General features: G+C 55.5%; 16 protein-coding genes. 11 read left to right on the forward strand and 5 right to left on the reverse strand.

Annotation, left to right across the window (positions count from 1 at the left end; genetic code table 11):
- Positions 1–72 precede the first annotated feature (72 nt).
- From ccoG to nusG, 6 genes are all read left to right on the forward strand, one after another.
- Positions 73–1,500: a cytochrome c oxidase accessory protein CcoG gene (gene ccoG, locus AC2FLA_RS10885; RefSeq protein ID WP_496722131.1), complete on the forward strand. Its 1,428-nt coding sequence runs from the start codon at positions 73–75 to the stop codon at positions 1,498–1,500.
- A 1-nt stretch (position 1,501) separates the two neighbouring features.
- Positions 1,502–1,960, forward strand: a complete 459-nt coding sequence (locus tag AC2FLA_RS10890) for a FixH family protein (protein ID WP_108861187.1) — start codon at positions 1,502–1,504, stop codon at positions 1,958–1,960.
- 3 nt (positions 1,961–1,963) lie between these two features.
- Entirely contained in the window at positions 1,964–4,141 is a 2,178-nt protein-coding gene (locus AC2FLA_RS10895; RefSeq protein WP_496722136.1) for a heavy metal translocating P-type ATPase, read from the forward strand.
- Positions 4,142–4,146: 5 nt separating this feature from the next.
- Positions 4,147–4,305: a cbb3-type cytochrome oxidase assembly protein CcoS gene (ccoS, locus tag AC2FLA_RS10900; RefSeq protein WP_058272490.1), complete on the forward strand. Its 159-nt coding sequence runs from the start codon at positions 4,147–4,149 to the stop codon at positions 4,303–4,305.
- A gap of 68 nt (positions 4,306–4,373) precedes the next feature.
- Complete coding sequence (secE, locus tag AC2FLA_RS10905; RefSeq protein ID WP_058272489.1) at positions 4,374–4,571, forward strand: preprotein translocase subunit SecE; 198 nt, start codon at positions 4,374–4,376, stop codon at positions 4,569–4,571.
- A gap of 200 nt (positions 4,572–4,771) precedes the next feature.
- Complete coding sequence (nusG, locus tag AC2FLA_RS10910) at positions 4,772–5,305, forward strand: transcription termination/antitermination protein NusG (RefSeq protein ID WP_058272488.1); 534 nt, start codon at positions 4,772–4,774, stop codon at positions 5,303–5,305.
- A gap of 131 nt (positions 5,306–5,436) precedes the next feature.
- Here the strand turns inward: nusG and AC2FLA_RS10915 are convergent, their stop codons facing one another.
- The 3 genes from AC2FLA_RS10915 to AC2FLA_RS10925 form a co-directional block, all read right to left on the reverse strand.
- Positions 5,437–6,171: a hypothetical protein gene (locus tag AC2FLA_RS10915; protein WP_496722138.1), complete on the reverse strand. Its 735-nt coding sequence runs from the start codon at positions 6,169–6,171 to the stop codon at positions 5,437–5,439.
- 26 nt (positions 6,172–6,197) lie between these two features.
- Positions 6,198–7,058 carry a hypothetical protein gene (locus AC2FLA_RS10920; RefSeq protein ID WP_496722140.1) on the reverse strand — a complete coding sequence of 287 codons (861 nt, stop codon included), beginning with the start codon at positions 7,056–7,058 and terminating at the stop codon, positions 6,198–6,200.
- A 465-nt stretch (positions 7,059–7,523) separates the two neighbouring features.
- The gene (locus tag AC2FLA_RS10925; RefSeq protein WP_496722142.1) at positions 7,524–8,753 is read right to left on the reverse strand and encodes a peptidoglycan-binding domain-containing protein; all 1,230 of its coding nucleotides are present in this window, start codon (positions 8,751–8,753) and stop codon (positions 7,524–7,526) included.
- A 380-nt stretch (positions 8,754–9,133) separates the two neighbouring features.
- Between AC2FLA_RS10925 and rplK the strand changes: the two genes are divergently transcribed.
- The 3 genes from rplK (at position 9,134) to AC2FLA_RS10940 (ending at position 12,266) form a co-directional block, all read left to right on the forward strand.
- Entirely contained in the window at positions 9,134–9,583 is a 450-nt protein-coding gene (gene rplK / locus AC2FLA_RS10930; protein ID WP_113791694.1) for a 50S ribosomal protein L11, read from the forward strand.
- A gap of 1 nt (position 9,584) precedes the next feature.
- Positions 9,585–10,283: a 50S ribosomal protein L1 gene (rplA, locus tag AC2FLA_RS10935; protein ID WP_113791693.1), complete on the forward strand. Its 699-nt coding sequence runs from the start codon at positions 9,585–9,587 to the stop codon at positions 10,281–10,283.
- Positions 10,284–10,451: 168 nt separating this feature from the next.
- Positions 10,452–12,266: a hypothetical protein gene (locus AC2FLA_RS10940; protein ID WP_496722145.1), complete on the forward strand. Its 1,815-nt coding sequence runs from the start codon at positions 10,452–10,454 to the stop codon at positions 12,264–12,266.
- A 305-nt stretch (positions 12,267–12,571) separates the two neighbouring features.
- On the opposite strand, the gene AC2FLA_RS10945 is transcribed toward AC2FLA_RS10940, so the two are convergent.
- On the reverse strand, positions 12,572–13,573 hold the full coding sequence (locus tag AC2FLA_RS10945) for a Hint domain-containing protein (RefSeq protein ID WP_496722147.1): 1,002 nt from the start codon (positions 13,571–13,573) through the stop codon (positions 12,572–12,574).
- Between the two features lie 199 nt (positions 13,574–13,772).
- Positions 13,773–14,747, reverse strand: coding sequence for a phosphotransferase (locus AC2FLA_RS10950; RefSeq protein WP_496722149.1), 975 nt, complete (start codon positions 14,745–14,747; stop codon positions 13,773–13,775).
- 481 nt (positions 14,748–15,228) lie between these two features.
- On the opposite strand from AC2FLA_RS10950, the gene rplJ reads away from it, so the two are divergent.
- Together rplJ and rplL are read left to right on the forward strand one after the other, a co-directional pair.
- Positions 15,229–15,747, forward strand: a complete 519-nt coding sequence (rplJ, locus tag AC2FLA_RS10955; RefSeq protein ID WP_058272482.1) for a 50S ribosomal protein L10 — start codon at positions 15,229–15,231, stop codon at positions 15,745–15,747.
- A gap of 79 nt (positions 15,748–15,826) precedes the next feature.
- Positions 15,827–16,201 (forward strand): 50S ribosomal protein L7/L12, encoded by a 375-nt coding sequence (rplL, locus tag AC2FLA_RS10960; RefSeq protein ID WP_037314964.1) that lies wholly within the window; start codon positions 15,827–15,829, stop codon positions 16,199–16,201.
- The last annotated feature ends 95 nt before the right edge of the window (positions 16,202–16,296 follow it).

Below are 16,296 nucleotides of genomic sequence, written 5' to 3' on the forward strand. Positions count from 1 at the left end.
ACCCATGTCAAAGTGGCTACCTTTGTGTTCTGGAACAAGACACCGTGATATAGCCACATCTGGAGCCAGCCCGTGAGCGATTCCGACCCCGCACCCAGCCTTTACGCCGCACGAGAACCCATATTTCCGCGTCGCGTGTCCGGGCCGTTTCGCAACCTGAAATGGATTATTCTCGCGGTCACGCTAGGGATCTATTACATCACCCCGTGGATCAGATGGGACCGGGGGCCCAGCCTGCCGGATCAGGCGGTGTTGCTGGATTTGGCCAACCGCAGGTTCTATTTCTTCTGGATCGAGATCTGGCCGCATGAATTCTATTTTGTTGCCGGTTTGTTGATCATGGCCGGGTTGGGGTTGTTCCTTTTCACCTCGGCGCTGGGGCGCGTGTGGTGCGGTTATGCCTGCCCACAGACGGTTTGGACTGACCTGTTCATCCTTGTCGAACGCTGGATCGAAGGAGATCGCAACGCCCGGTTACGTCTGCATCGTCAGGAAAAGCTAGACTTTCGCAAAGCGCGGTTGCGGCTGACGAAATGGGCTGCCTGGCTTTTGATCGGTCTGGCGACCGGTGGTGCCTGGGTGTTCTATTTCGCCGATGCGCCGACGCTTCTGCGGGACCTTGTGACCGGGAACGCCCATCCGGTTGCCTATACGACAATACTGATTTTGACGGGAACGACCTTCCTGTTCGGTGGCTTCGCGCGTGAACAGATTTGTATCTATGCCTGTCCATGGCCGCGGATTCAGGCGGCGATGATGGACGAGGATACACTCGTCGTCGGGTACCGTGAATGGCGTGGTGAGCCGCGTGGCAAGGGCAAACGTACTGCGGATTCCGAGCTGGGGGACTGCATCGACTGTATGGCTTGCGTCAACGTCTGCCCGGTTGGGATCGACATTCGCGACGGGCAGCAATTGGAGTGTATCACCTGTGCGCTGTGTATCGACGCCTGTGACGACATGATGGCCAAGATCGGCAAACCGCGTGGTCTGATCGACTATATGGCTCTGAGTGACGAAGCCAACGAGCGGGCAGGTAAGCCTCCCAAAAATGTCTGGAAACATATCCTGCGGCCCCGGACCATCCTGTACACGGCCCTTTGGTCACTTGTTGGCTTTGGGCTGTTGTTCGCGCTGTTCATCCGGTCCGACATCGAAGTTACCGTGGCCCCGGTTCGCAACCCGACCTTTGTCACCCTGTCCGACGGCACGATCCGCAATACCTATGACGTGCGCGTGCGGAACAAACATGGCGAGGAACGGCTGTTCAAGCTGTCTCTGTCCGGTGATCCGGCGATGCGGATCGTGATCGAAGGCACGCCACTTGATACGGTGAATGTCACGGCGGATACTGCGCAATTGCAGCGGGTCTATATTATCGCCTCGAAAGACACGGATCCGGCAGCGGCGGACGCGACACCGGTTCGGATCTGGATCGAGGATATCGAAAGCGGTGAGCGCGCTTACAAGGACACGACGTTCAATGGACGAGGAAACTGAGATGGCCGAGCGTCAATTTACCGGAAAGCACTTTCTGGCGATTTTTGTCGCTGCTTTCGGGGTGATCATTTCCGTGAATCTCGTGCTGGCCTACAAGGCTGTCAAAACCTTTCCCGGGCTCGAGGTCAAAAACTCTTACGTCGCCAGTCAGGAGTTCAACGAGCGCTTGAAGGTGCAACAGGCCTTGGGTTGGGAAATCCGGGCTGAGACCAATGGCGGTCTTTTGATCCTGCACATCACCGACCAAACCGGTGCGCCGGTCAAGGTGGCCGAGTTGCAGGCAGTTGTTGGCCGGGCGACACATGTGAAAGAGGATTTCACCCCGGATTTCACTTTTGACGGGACCGCCTATTCCACGCCCGCAGCGCTAGGCAAGGGGAACTGGAACATCCGTCTGGTGGCCAAAGACAACAGCGGTGCCGAATTTGCGCAGCGGGTTCCGTTGTATGTGAAAGGGTAGGGGATGACCGCTCAGCTCAGCTCAGGTACGGCGGCGTGCCCCGGTTGCATCGCAGCACCGGCGGAACCAGCGCGACCCGTTCCTGAAGATGTGCAGATTGCCCTATCCCTGCCCGGCATTCATTGCTCGGCCTGTATTGCGAATGTTGAACGCGCGCTGAACGCCCATCCGGGCGTCGAGGACGCGCGGGTCAATCTGACGCTCAAGCGTGCAATGGTCAAAGCAGCCGCTGAGACGCGCGCTGCCGACCTGATCCCCGTTTTGGAGCGCGCCGGGTATGAGGCACATGAGCTGGACCCGGGCGCTTTGTCGGCAACCCAATCCGACAAGGCCGGGCGTGATCTGCTGATGCGATTGGCGGTGGCTGGTTTCGCGTCGATGAACGTGATGCTGTTGTCTGTGTCGGTCTGGTCAGGGGCTACGGATGCGACGCGGGACCTGTTTCACTGGATTTCAGCGGCCATTGCGCTGCCGGCAATTGCCTTTTCCGCGCAGCCCTTCTTCACGAACGCCTGGAGTGCTCTGCGCGTCAAACGATTGAACATGGATGTGCCGATTGTGCTGGCAATTCTGTTGGCGCTCATGACGTCGCTGTGGGAAACCGCGCTCAGCGGAGAGCATGCCTATTTCGACGCCGCACTGACGCTGACTTTCTTCCTGCTCGCGGGCCGATATCTGGACTACCGCACCCGCGCCGCAGCGCGATCAGCAGCCGAAGAACTGACGGCCCTGGAAGTGCCGCGTGCAATTCGCTTGGTGGATGGGGCGGAAGAAGAGGTGTCCGTCACAAGCCTGGCCGTTGGTGATCTGATAATTGTTCGCCCCGGTGGCCGTATGCCGGTGGATGGTGAGATTGTATCGGGTAAATCCGAGCTCGACCGGTCATTGTTGACGGGCGAGACCCTCCCGGTCTTTGCCGAAGCTGGTCTTGCCGTCAGCGCGGGTGAGGTTAACCTGACCGGCCCGCTGACGATCCGGACCACAGCGGTAGGCGAGGATACGTCACTGCACCGTATGGCGGATCTGGTTGCCATCGCAGAATCCGGTCGATCGCGCTATACGTCGCTGGCTGACAAGGCGGCCAAGCTATACGCGCCGGGGGTGCATATTCTGTCCGCGCTCAGTTTTTTGGGTTGGTACATCTATTCCGGCGATATCCGAACCGCGCTGAACATCGCTGCGGCGGTTCTGATCATCACCTGCCCATGTGCGCTGGGGCTTGCTGTGCCTGCGGTGACGACGGCGGCCTCGGGGCGACTGTTCCGCAAGGGGATGCTGATCAAACACTCTACTGCGCTGGAACGTCTGGCCGAGGTTGATACGGTCGTTTTTGATAAAACCGGAACACTTACATCCGGCACTCCGGAATTGACCAATCTTGAGGATCATTCCCGCGCGGATCTTGAGATTGCACTGGCGCTGGCCGAGTCGTCTTCGCATCCATTGTCGGTGTCGCTTGCCAAATCCGCCAGAGATGCCGGGATCAAACCTGCCAGACTTGAGGATGTGGTTGAGGTTCCGGGGTATGGCACTGAAGGAACCTACCGTGGTCAGCGCGTGCGCCTTGGGCGCGCCGGTTGGACTGGCGCGACCGAAGGTGATCAGACGGCTGCCTGGTTGGCGGTCACGGATCAGTCACCGGTTGCGTTTCTTTTCTCGGATTCGTTGCGCCCAGGTGCGGCTGAGGCCGTGCAGGCATTCCGTGACGGCGGAAAGAGCGTCGTTCTCATCTCGGGTGATACACGAGGCGCGGTTCAAACGCTGGCAGACAAGCTTGGAATTGAAACATGGATTGCCGAGGCGCTGCCTCAGGACAAGGCCGCCCATGTACAAGACCTGAGCGATCGGGGGCACCATGTGCTGATGGTTGGTGACGGGCTGAACGATACGGCCGCGCTTGCCGCGGCGCATGTGTCAATTTCACCTGCCTCTGCGCTGGACGCAGCACGGGTTGCGTCGGATATCGTATTACTCGGCAACGACTTGTCCCCGATTGCAAATGCCTGTGACACAGCGGTGAAGGCGACCAAAAGGATTCGCGAGAACTTTCGCATCGCTACGGTTTACAATATTATAGCCGTACCCTTGGCCGTGGCCGGGTTTGCCACACCGCTGATCGCGGCATTGGCGATGTCGACCTCGTCCATTACCGTGTCCCTGAATGCCCTGCGCCTGAGGTAGTTGAAATGGAAGTTCTGGCCTATCTCATACCGATTTCCCTGTTTTTGGGCGGGGTTGGCCTTGTGGCGTTTATCTACACGGTGCGGTCGAACCAGTATGATGATCCCGAAGGTGACGCGCGGCGTATCCTCAGCGATGAATGGGATGACAAACCCAAGTCCTGACCACTCTTGAAATTGCCGCAATGCCCGGTTATGTCCGGCCCATCCGCTAGCAGAGAGAACCAAGCCAAATGGCAACAATGAATCCGATCCAGTTCATTCAGCAAGTCCGCGCCGAAGTCGCAAAGGTCGTCTGGCCCACGCGTCGTGAGGTTCTGCTGACCACGGTCATGGTGTTCATCATGGCGGCACTGACCGCCGTGTTCTTTGCGCTGGTTGATCTGGGTATTCGCGGCGGTCTTCAACTGATCCTGGGCGCATTCGGTTAAACCGGATTGGGCCGGGCGGAAACGCCACAGCCCCCTTGCACAGCGCGGGATGTCAGAGTAGTTGACACAGTACTATTCGGAATGGGCGTGCGGCGATTCGGGCTGTGCGCCGCTTTTTATTCCGGGTGACGTGACAGAATTTCAATGACGGTGCTTGCGGCATTCCGAACGCACCGAAGGCAAACAAGGACGACAGGTTCATGGCGAAACGGTGGTACTCGGTCAGCGTTCTTTCGAACTTCGAAAAGAAGATCGCAGAGCAGATCCGCACGTCCGTGGCTGAGCAAGGCCTTGAGGACGATATCGACGAAGTACTGGTGCCCACCGAAGAGGTGATCGAAGTGCGCCGGGGAAAGAAGGTCACAACCGAACGCCGCTTTATGCCCGGCTACGTGTTGGTGCATATGGAAATGTCGGATCAGGGATATCACTTGGTCAACTCGATCAACCGGGTTACCGGCTTCCTGGGCCCGCAGGGCCGCCCGATGCCGATGCGCGATGCCGAGGTGAACCAGATCCTCAACCGTGTTCAGGAAGGTGAAGACGCACCGAAACTGATGATCTCGTTCGAAGTGGGCGAGAAGGTCAAGGTCAACGACGGTCCGTTCGAAGATTTCGACGGTATGGTCGAAGGTGTGGACGACGAAGCCCAGAAGCTGAAAGTCTCGGTTTCGATCTTTGGCCGCGAAACCCCGGTCGAGCTGGACTTTACGCAGGTTACGAAGCAGGGCTAAAACCCACTTCAGCGAATTTTGGAACGCCGCGATGCTTGGAGCAACGCGGCGCTTTTGCTTTTATGGCATCAGCTTTTTAGGTTTGCGGACGAAAGGCAGAAGATATCGACCGGACAGAAAGAGCTTTGCGGCTAGGGTGGACCGGGAATTAGTTCTTGTTGTTGAAGAACTGTTAGGATGTCCAGAATTGTCGACGGGCTGACATCCACCGAACCGTCCAAGAATACACCAAGTCCACCCTCTCCGATCTCTCGCGGGCCGCCAGTGTCATAAACCGGATCAAGAGACGCGAGCTCTGCCGGCAGCACCGGACACAAAGGGGTTTCGTTCAAAACAAGGTCTACGGCGGCCAACATTAGCTTCTTAACGGATTCGAGGGTATCGTCCTCAAGGAGTTTTTCGCGCTGCGCTTCGGGAGCTGTGAGTACGAGGTCGATAAGTTCGAAATAGGCACAGTTGTCCCGCAACTCGACAGTCGCCTCGGTGGACATGTTTGCCTGAATAGCATTTTTTTGTTCACCCCGCTGAAAGTCGCGCTCACTGGTTCGACTGCATTCAAAGATCGTGATGGTCACTTGCCCGTCCAGATCTATCGCGTCGTCTTGGGCCTTAAAGCCGAATTCATCCAGTCGGACTTGCAGGCCGCAATTGTCTACTATTGCGTTTTCCGCCAGTCGCTCAGGTACAGATTTCTGTACTTCGCGCAGATCAAGAAGGGCACCCACACCGATCCGCGTCGGGGCAGCAGCGGAGAGGTTCAGATCAAGCGTATAAGGCAATTCCGTATCACGAACTGGCAGCGTTGCGTCGATGACAAAATCTACCTGTTGCGCGTTGGGTGCTCGGGCTCCCAGAACAACTGCCATTAAGACTGGAAAAATCAACCAAAGTCTCATTCAGCAAACTCCAATACGCCAAGCTCCTTCAATCCTCCAAGGACTTCGACAATTGTCTCAGCGCTGACATCGGCAGATCCGACAATAGCAGCACCCATCCCGCCAGGCGCAATTTCCCGAGTGCCTCCGGACTCGTAAACCGGGTCGAGTAAAGTGAACTCTGCGGGCAATGGCGGGCAGACCGGGTGCGCAGCCAAAAACTCCCCGCCTTTTTCGAGGACGGCTTCGTTGATGCGGTTGGTCAGTCCGAAAAGATTGGAGACAGCGCCAATAAAACCGCGCGGGTTTAGATCGACGCCTTCGATACTGAAAGCCAGGCATTGGCCCTTCACCTCGGCCTTGGTGACCGCGACCGCGTCTACCGTGGCCCCAAAATACCGAAAGCCCGGTTCTTCATGGCGGTTGCATCTCGTAAACTGTGCACGGGCTGAACCCTCGATCTTTATGGTGTCGTCTATGGCGGTGACGTCGCGAACCTCAAGATAGATCTGGCGTTTGCAGCTTTCTTCCAAAGGACCGGTCAGGATTTGAGGCGCTTTTTCCTGCAATCCGCGCAAATCCATAAAGGCGCGCAGTTGCAAGCGGGTTGGACTGGCTTCTTCGAGTCCACCATAGACAGTGAAGGGAACAGGAATATCGCGCAACGGGACTTCTTTAGTCAATTTGATCTGAAACCGACCGGCATAGGTGGCAGGATCAATTCCCGTCGAAGAGTATGAAGAAGAACTGTTGGACCCGCCGGTTTGGGTGACCGCCTCCGGCTCTGTGCCCTGATCCTGAGCCTTGCTACCACAGCCCGGCAGCATGGCAGAAAGAATGCAGACCAATAGCCCCTTGTTCAGTCGAGATGATGCCATCCCTGACCACCTCTTCTGTGTCCAAGCTGTACCAAGATACCCGCCTGCGTTTCTTTAGCAACTTATGTATTCAATTTATTTATTTTGTTTCGCTGTTTTCAACTGCCACAGAGGTTCGTCCAGGACACAAACGCGCCTTTTGAAAATAAGGTGCGAGCTTTTTGCCAACGCCACCATTCCCCTATTCATGCCGCCTCTATCGTCTTTGGGCGAGATTCTCTCGTGGGAGGTTGCTGGGATCGCGGTCCCGTATCTGACCGCGCGAAACAAGTCGGGTGGGATGTGCTGGTCAAGCTGCTGTTTTGACTTTTTGGCGGGGAAGTCACGGTCGAACTAGGTTTCTAGCAGCTTGCGAAGCAGAGCTAGGTGGTTTTCTGGCTACATTGGTAACGCCGCGATGCAACACGCAACGCGGCGCTTTTTTGTTTCAGCATGGCAGACGGCCAAAGCGTTTAGTTTATCGGCTTATCGCGCCTGCACCATCGCTGCTCGCAGAAGTTTCGGACGGTCCGATTGGGACGGAAGGAATACGGCCTGCGATCCGGCGTCCAGCGCGGAAAGGCTCGCATCGTACCACTGCATGGCAAGATCGCGACGTTCCTGTACGCCGAAGCCTTCGCGCAGGTGGTGCCCAATCAGTTCTCCGTAAGCGGGTTCGCCCATTGCGACCAGCATCAGTGCCGAGCCAACGGCGGCATCCATGTTGTCCTCGCGGTAGCCTATCGCCAGGCAAACCTTGCTTGTCGCGGCAAGGTCTTCGGGGCTCAGCCCGGAGTCCAACGCAAGTTTGCGCATCTGAGTTTCAGCATCCGTTTTTGAACTGAGAGACAGCGAAACTACCTGCGGAGCCAACATTTCAGCGTATGAGTTGCACTGAGCTGCTACCTGATCCGGTGTCAGACCCTGGATATCTTGCATCAAATCTTCTCCGCGCGCCATGGCGTAACTACGGGCGAGGCAGAACTGTTCACTGAGTGCAAAATCGGGATCGGACATATTTGACAGAGTCGTATAGCCGCCATTGGTCGATGTCTGCAGCATCACCCCGCTGCAGCGATTGGCAAGGGAAGGGCCCCCGGTGCCACCTGAAAACAGACTCGGCAGGCTGGCAGTGGTTGTTTCAATGGTGACCGCCTCGCTTGCTGGTGCTGGTTCAGGCGTTATCACAACCGGTGTTGGAGTCGATTGTACCTGAGGGGCGGCTGCTAGAGCGGAACCAGTATGCACCTGTTGGCGGTAGGCCATCAGCAGTGGCTGACCCGAGAGTTGGGTTGTGGCCTGACCGCCGCTGGTCCCCCAATAGTAGGCCTGCATAAGGAAGTCGCGTTGATAGGGTTGGAAATCATGGCCATTCACCGGGTAGCTCATGGAGGCCTGATACCGTTCGATCGCTGAGCGGGTGCCGCGCCCGACCTGCCCATCGACCCGTCCTGCATTATAACCGAAATAATTGAGCGCAGTCTGGGTCTGCGCGCCTTGTGTGGTCGACGGAATGCCCGGTCGATAAGTTTGAGTTTTCCTCGTTGTTGTCCGGGCGTTTTGTTTCCTTTGCTGATCTCGGCCAATCGCATAGCCAATGACTCCACCAACGACAGCGCCGCCCAGAATTTCGCCAGCGTCGGCCCGTACGGTCTGAGGTGCGGATGTCGCAAAGGAGAGCGCGATGCCGAGCGTTACTATTGAACGAATGATCATAATTAACCTCCACCAAAAACTATTTCCGCTGATTATAGCACAGCAACGCATGTCAATGTGATACTAAGGCTAAAACTCGCTTAATTAGTCGGTTTCAAATAGCTTTCCGCTGGGATATTGAAGTCCTGAAGGTCTACTTTGCCTAGTCCGTAGACCCCTTCATTCGGTGGTTCAATGAAAAATCCATTGGGCTGGATTCGATAATTCTAAATGGAAAAAGTCAGCACACTTGCCAACCCCACCATTCCCCTATAAATGCCGCCTCTATCGTCTTTGGGCGAGATTCTCTCGTGGGAGGTTGCTGGGATCGCGATCCCGGATCGGACCACGCAACATAAACCGGGTGGGACGCGTCCTGCCTACGTTGAAAGGAAAACCAAATGGCCAAGAAGCTTGCTGGTACAATGAAACTGCAGGTTCCTGCAGGTCAGGCGAACCCGTCGCCGCCAGTTGGTCCGGCGCTGGGTCAACGCGGCATCAACATCATGGAATTCTGCAAGGCGTTCAACGCCAAGACCGCAGACATGGAGCAAGGCGCGCCTTGCCCGACCGTGATTACCTATTATCAGGACAAGTCCTTCACCATGGACATCAAGACGCCGCCCGCGTCTTACTACCTGAAAAAAGCGGCTGGTCTGAAGCCGGTTGGCAAGCGTAACCGTCCCCGTGGCGCGGAAAACCCAGGTCGTGAGACCGTGGCAACCGTGACCACGAAGCAGGTTCGTGAAATCGCCGAAGCCAAAATGAAAGATCTGAACGCCAACGATGTCGAAGGCGCAATGCAGATCATCCTGGGCTCGGCCCGCTCTATGGGCATCGAGGTGAAGTAAGATGGCAAAACTCGGTAAACGTACGCGCACCGCGCGCGAAGCTTTCGCTGGCAAGACAGATTTGTCGGTGGAAGAAGCGGTTGCACTGGTTAAAGCCCACGCAACTTCGAAGTTTGACGAAACCGTCGAGATCGCTCTGAACCTGGGTGTTGACACCCGTCACGCAGACCAGATGGTTCGTGGCGTTGTCGGCCTGCCCAATGGCACCGGTAAAACGATGCGCGTTGCTGTTTTTGCTCGTGGCCCAAAGGCTGACGAAGCGAAAGAAGCTGGCGCGGATATCATCGGCGCAGAAGACCTGATGGAAACCATCCAAGGCGGCACCATCGAATTCGATCGTTGCATTGCCACCCCGGACATGATGCCGATCGTCGGTCGTCTGGGTAAAGTTCTGGGCCCCCGTAACCTGATGCCAAACCCCAAGGTTGGCACCGTGACCATGGACGTGAAAGCGGCCGTGGAAGCAGCCAAGGGTGGTGAAGTTCAGTTCAAGGCGGAAAAAGGCGGCGTTGTGCACGCCGGTGTTGGCAAAGCGTCCTTCGACGAAGCCAAGCTGGTCGAAAACGTCCGCGCCTTTATCTCGGCCGTGGCCAAGGCCAAGCCGACAGGTGCCAAAGGCACCTACATGAAGAAAATCGCGCTGAGCTCAACCATGGGCCCGGGCGTGACTCTGGATGTTGCTGCCGCTTCGGGCGAATAAGCCTTAACGCAAAACTACAAAGATTTAGTCCCGGGTGGTGCAAACCGCCCGGGATTTTTTTTTGATTTAGCTAGAGCGCTTTTTCTGCTGGAATGAAAAATTCTGGTTCAGATCAAGTATCGTGGCGCTGAACGTGAAGGACATTTAGCACTGCAAAACCATGTAGTTTTGATTCAAACCCTGATACATGCTACGTTTCATCTGAATAACATAGTAACTAGTAAGTTGGTTTCCGTGGGGGGAATAATGCGTACGAGTTTGTCTATTTTATCGTTTGTGTGTTTGTCTTTTGGCGCTCCGGCAATTGCCTTAACTTACAATGCGACCATTCTTGATGCCTCGACAGTTACCGGAATCGGATCTGCGGGACCATTCGAATATTCAATTAATGATCGGGGCGACGTTGCGCGAACAACGTTCCGACGACCACCAAGTGGAAATGCGTTCGACAATGTGAATTCGATTTGGGTTCGGGATTCGCAAGGTCAAAGCACTTTCCTTGGGGCAACGAACCAGTTCGGTGGTAACGGCTATGACCTAAGAAATATAATTGTGTTGGATGACGGTTCGTTCATTGCCTCAAGGTCAATACGCTCAGTGGTTCCGAATGGAACCGGAAACGAGTTTGTCACCCAAATCCTGCGCGTTCAACCGAATGGTGGGACAATCAATACAACTGTCGGACCGGTTGGTTCCTATGATCTGACTGTTTTGGCTGAAAGCCCGATCAACGGTGCCGTGGCAACTGGGGCGACACCAAATGTCTTCAATTTCAGTTCGAACCTCAGCACAGGTTTGTCCGTAAATGACTCTGGTCAGGTCGCCTTGCTGGTCAACGACGGCAATGGTGGGTCTCAGGTAATCAGGCTTGAGGCTGATGGTCAGAGCAGCAGGTTGATTGGCGAGTCTGGCGCCGGTGAAATCAACCTCACCAACCCGGATATCAATAATGCCGGAGAGGTGGCCTGGCTAGCACAGCTAACTGGTTCAGCGGCAGTTGAAGGCATCACGCATGTTGTTAATGTGGGCGATGGCATGGCGGAGGCTGAGCGGCGGCTTGAGTTTGCAGCGTCGGGTGGTTCGGGATTAGGACCAGCAATCAACGATAGCGGGACGGTCGTTGGCTACCAACCCTCGTTGGTCATGCAGGCAGAAGTCGGTGATGTGCCAGCAGATCCGTCGAACATTATCCGAAACAGCGGGGACATTGACGGGTTTGTTAGTTTTCTTGGAATCAACGATTATGGGCAAGTCGCATATGCGGATGCATCCGGGCTGTACGTTGATGATGAACTGATCGTAGAGGTTGGCGGTCAATTCAATGGCGAGACCGTCACAAGCGTTTTTGTCGACTACCATACAAGCTTTAACAATAGTGGCTCAGTCGTGGCCGAAATCCGGACCACGGGGGATTTTTACGGAGTGCGGTTCGACACGGATGGCGGTACATTGGACACTCCCTTAGTGCCTTTTGCCTCTACGTCGGATGGTCAAAATGACCTTCAGTTATCAATCATTAATGGATTGGGTGTGGACGCGCCGATTTGGGTCGATCCGATCGTTGCGACGGGCTTTACCTATGCGTTGGGGCCCGGGGCAGAGAACTTTGCATCACTATTATTGCCCTCTGTATTGCCGCTATCTCAAAGCCTTTTTGATCTGAGTTTCGATTATGCTGGCGGTAGTTTCTTAGGGACCATCGGATTGGGTGAGCTATTTGATTTCACTGCATTCGATCCATTAGGCATCAGCGAGTTTGTTATTTCCGGGATAGATATCTCAGAGGCGGTTGATCCGACTGATCCTTTTGTTGTTGGATTGACGTTTGTCCAAGGAGGGTTCGACGCAATTCTATCGATAGATGCGATCTTGGTCGACACTGACGGTAGTCCTGATATCGCGCCTGTCCCGCTTCCAGGTGGATTGCCTCTACTCTTCGGTGGTTTGGCGGCACTAGCTGTGTTGAGGCGCCGTGTTGCATAGATTGCAAAACTGAGGATCACCGGGTGTCAGCAAGGCGTCATTTGAAGGAGTGAGGTCGTCGGGCACCAAAGGCATCTACATGAATGGAACCGAGCTAAGCTCGAACACGGGTCTCGGTGTGACACTGGATGTGGCAGCTGCTTCGGGTGAGTATACCCTTCTACTGAAAGGTAAAGATTAGATTCCGGTTGGTGCAAACCACCCGGGATTTTTTTGAGACTGATCTGCTAAGCCGCCATCAAGCAACCTTTAAAACGCTCGCTAATAGTTGCGGTTTCAGAGTGTGCATATCCGACAATGGTGGCTTAGATATATGCGCGCAATACACTGGCCTCACGCGCGCTTATTGTTGGGGCTGCGGTGCGTCGAAACGCATGGCTGACATCTTCGATCGACGGGAATAGCGCCAGGATTTCCGATCGCTGCGGGGACGACAGTGCGTATTTTGCATTTTCGCCGTAATAGTAGCTTTCTGTCAGCGCGCCGTTGGACCGGACAATGTGGTGTCGGTCGAACATGAAGTGGGTGTAGGTGATGCGATCTGTCGGGCGGATCGAAACCCCCGGAAGGCCACACAAGTGCTTGGCGGTCACGAACACTTCGGATGATCCAAAAAGCATGTCAGTGGCAGGTGAGCCGATCAGAATTCGATGCTGTTGCGAAACCACCAGCTCTTTGGTGTTCCCGATAGCGCCGGCCTCAATCACCACCGGAGCAAATGACCCGTGGCCATGAACCTCGGTCGTTCCGATCCAGAGGATCGGTTGAAATCCGCTGTCCCGTGTCCAGACGCGTTGACCTTTTGTGAGGTCTTGTACCTCAACGATACCGTCGGCGGTTTCGATCAGGGTTCCCGGCCCAAAGCAGGTGACATAGTCCGTATAGGCGGATGACCCGGCATTCGACCCACTGATTTTGACATATGACGTCCCAGTGTCCAGGGGGGCGGATGTGGCAAAGCCCCAAACGTCCTGAGTAATCCCATTCTGAGAAAACACATAGATGGTGATCTCTGGCCCGGTCGGATTGAGATCGTCGTCGAGAGCGCGCACAGTGATTGTCGACTCGGATTCAACCTGCGTTCCGTTTGTCACAATGCCACCGCCATCCGTGATGATGTGGCCCGTTGGAAGATCATCTTCAAAAATGTCGGGGCTGCCAGCTGTGTCATCCAAGGTGATGGTGGTTCCGGTGCCGCCCGAATAGGTAAAGATAGTGCCGTCCGGTGTGTCCGAGTTGTTGATGATCGAACCACCGACGACGATGTCGTCCCCGTCAGCCGTATCAGGGACGAAAACAGCGACCATACTGGAGCTGTCCTGAGCAAAAAAACTGCGGAGAACCATGTAAGCGACTTACCTTCTGTGTGGCGGTTATTGTCGGCCTAAACTGACAAGCGCCGCGTGGGTTATGGTTTGGGATAACGTTTCTTGGGATGGTTCGGTCAACTAAGATTTGCGCGATGTCGCTCACAATCTCGTCATTTACGCTGACCATCCATCCAGCTCAACGGTGTTGGAACGCGACCAGCAGGCGATCGCCCAGTCTTTGCCGCTTGTCTCTTTCGAAATCGCTGCATTCGTGGTCGTTCCGCCACAAGGCCAACCAGTCTTTCAATAGCCGTCCGCGGAGACAATAATCCAAGACTTCAACATTGACAGGATGTCGGTAAAGGCGAAAGAACATGTCTTTGTTTCTTTTAAGGATACCGCTTCGGTCGACACCCGATGCGCCGCCATTCCGAAAGATATCCGCCTTCAGAAAATCGACGATATCGTAGACCGCCAGCTTGTCGCGGGCTTCGGTGAAATCCAGTCCGATCGTTTTCCCCTGTCCCACAATCAGGTTCTGCCCGTGATAATCGCCATGTGAAAACACGCGCAGGTCCTCGGTGCCCTTCAGGCGGGTCCCTTCGGACAGCATCAGGTTCACCATCGTCCGGCTTTGGTTCGCGATTTTATTAGGTACGGCCGTCATCAGCTCTTTCAAGCTGTCTGTCATCCACCTGGGGCGAAAGGCGTATCGAACAGGCGGGTTGCGACTGTGGAGATCGTTCAGCCACGACCCCGCGCGACGGTACACCTGGGCGACCTGATCATCGTCTTTGCTGTTGTAGATCAGATCAACGGCGGTTGGCCGATTGATGTATTCGGTCACCAGAAAAGCGCCACCTGGCGAGAGGTAAACGGGCCGGACAACGCGCGAAGTCTCATTGCCCTCAAAAAATCGGTACAGTTCGACGAGCAGGTCATATTCGTTCCGCAATCGCCCGGTGTCTGGCGATTGCGTGTCGATCTTAAGGGCGAAGGCCTGCGCTGCGGTATGCAGGATAACGACGGATCGCGTGTCGTCGAACGCATGCGATCGGTAGATGCATTCATAGCGGCGGATGGGCACTTTCAGGAACTGGTTTGAAAACTCGTCGATATACAAGGCGACGCGGGCATTTTCTTCGTCTGAAAGGGGCAGCGTTCCAGCCAACGGGCCAAGTCCTGAGTGCTATTGTCCAGTCTCCGGACAGGATAACAGTGCGATGTCCGTGTCAACGGAAAGTCGATGCTTGGACCTACTTGATCTGGCGTTTGCGCATTGTATTCCGCAAATCCGCGCCTATGTGCACGCCAAGCCTCGAACGGGGTGGAAATCGTTTTCGACAGATGCTGTTGCGAACCTGCGGAAACCGCAATTTACCCCTTGGAAACCGGCCCCATCTGCCCTAAGTAGGGCTACGAAGTAAAGCGTGCGATTCGTCGTGCGCTTTATTTTGTTTCGTCCAAGACGGTGGGTGGTGCCATATGGCCCCTTAATTCCCTGCCTGAGACGGGTAAGACCAAAGAATTCTGGGGGGTCCAACCCTCGGGCGCATTTTGGCCAATCCCGTAACAACGGACCTGAACGCCGGAGCGAAAGCTGCGGCTAATATGAGCCGGGGTGAGATATCGCCCCAAACTTGGAGAGAACTGTGGATAGAGCCCAGAAAGAGAAAGTGGTCGAGGAACTCGGCCAAATCTTCGAAAGCTCTGGCGTCGTAGTGGTTTCGCACTACGCCGGTCTGACAGTTGCCGAGATGCAGGACCTTCGCGCACGTGCTCGTGACGCGGGTGGCTCCGTGCGTGTTGCCAAGAACAGGCTCGCCAAAATCGCCCTCGACGGAAAGCCATGTGAAAGCATTGCCGACCTGCTGACGGGTATGACCGTTCTGACCTATTCTGAGGACCCTGTGGCAGCAGCCAAAGTGGCCCAGGACTACGCCAAAGAGAACCAAAAGTTCGAAATTCTTGGCGGTGCAATGGGTGAGAACGCTCTGGATCGTGCCGGCGTCGAAGCCGTGTCCAAAATGCCTTCGCGCGAGGAGCTTATTGCTACTATCGCGGGCATGCTGGGCGCACCTGCTTCGAACATCGCTGGCGCAATTGGCGCACCTGCAAGCAACATCGCAAGCATCCTTTCCACCATCGAAGAGAAGGCGGAAGCTGCGTAAGCGGTTGGCACTGAATGATCTGCGTAGGGTAACTACCCTGACGTTGGAACACACACTGTAAACGGAAAGAGCTGATAAAATGGCTGATCTGAAAGCACTCGCAGAAAGCATCGTGGGTCTGACCCTGCTGGAAGCACAAGAACTGAAAACCATCCTCAAAGACGAATATGGCATCGAGCCCGCAGCAGGCGGCGCAGTTGTCATGGCAGCCGGTGGCGACGCCGGTGGCGCAGCTGAGGAAGAAAAAACCGAATTCGACGTCGTTCTGAAGAACGCCGGCGCTTCGAAAATCAACGTGATCAAAGAAGTTCGCGGCATCACCGGTCTGGGCCTGAAAGAAGCCAAAGAACTGGTCGAAGCTGGCGGCAAGATCAAAGAAGGCGTGTCGAAAGACGAAGCCGAAGAAGTCAAAGGCAAGCTGGAAGCAGCTGGCGCCGAAGTCGAGCTGGCCTAAGCCATTCGACAGGTGCATCGCTGATGCACCGGAAAATTTGGCTGGATCCGGAAAATTCCGGGTCCAGCCGAACCTGTCTTAGAAAGGGCCTCTGA

Source organism: Ruegeria sp. CDSA033, from assembly GCF_059612305.1.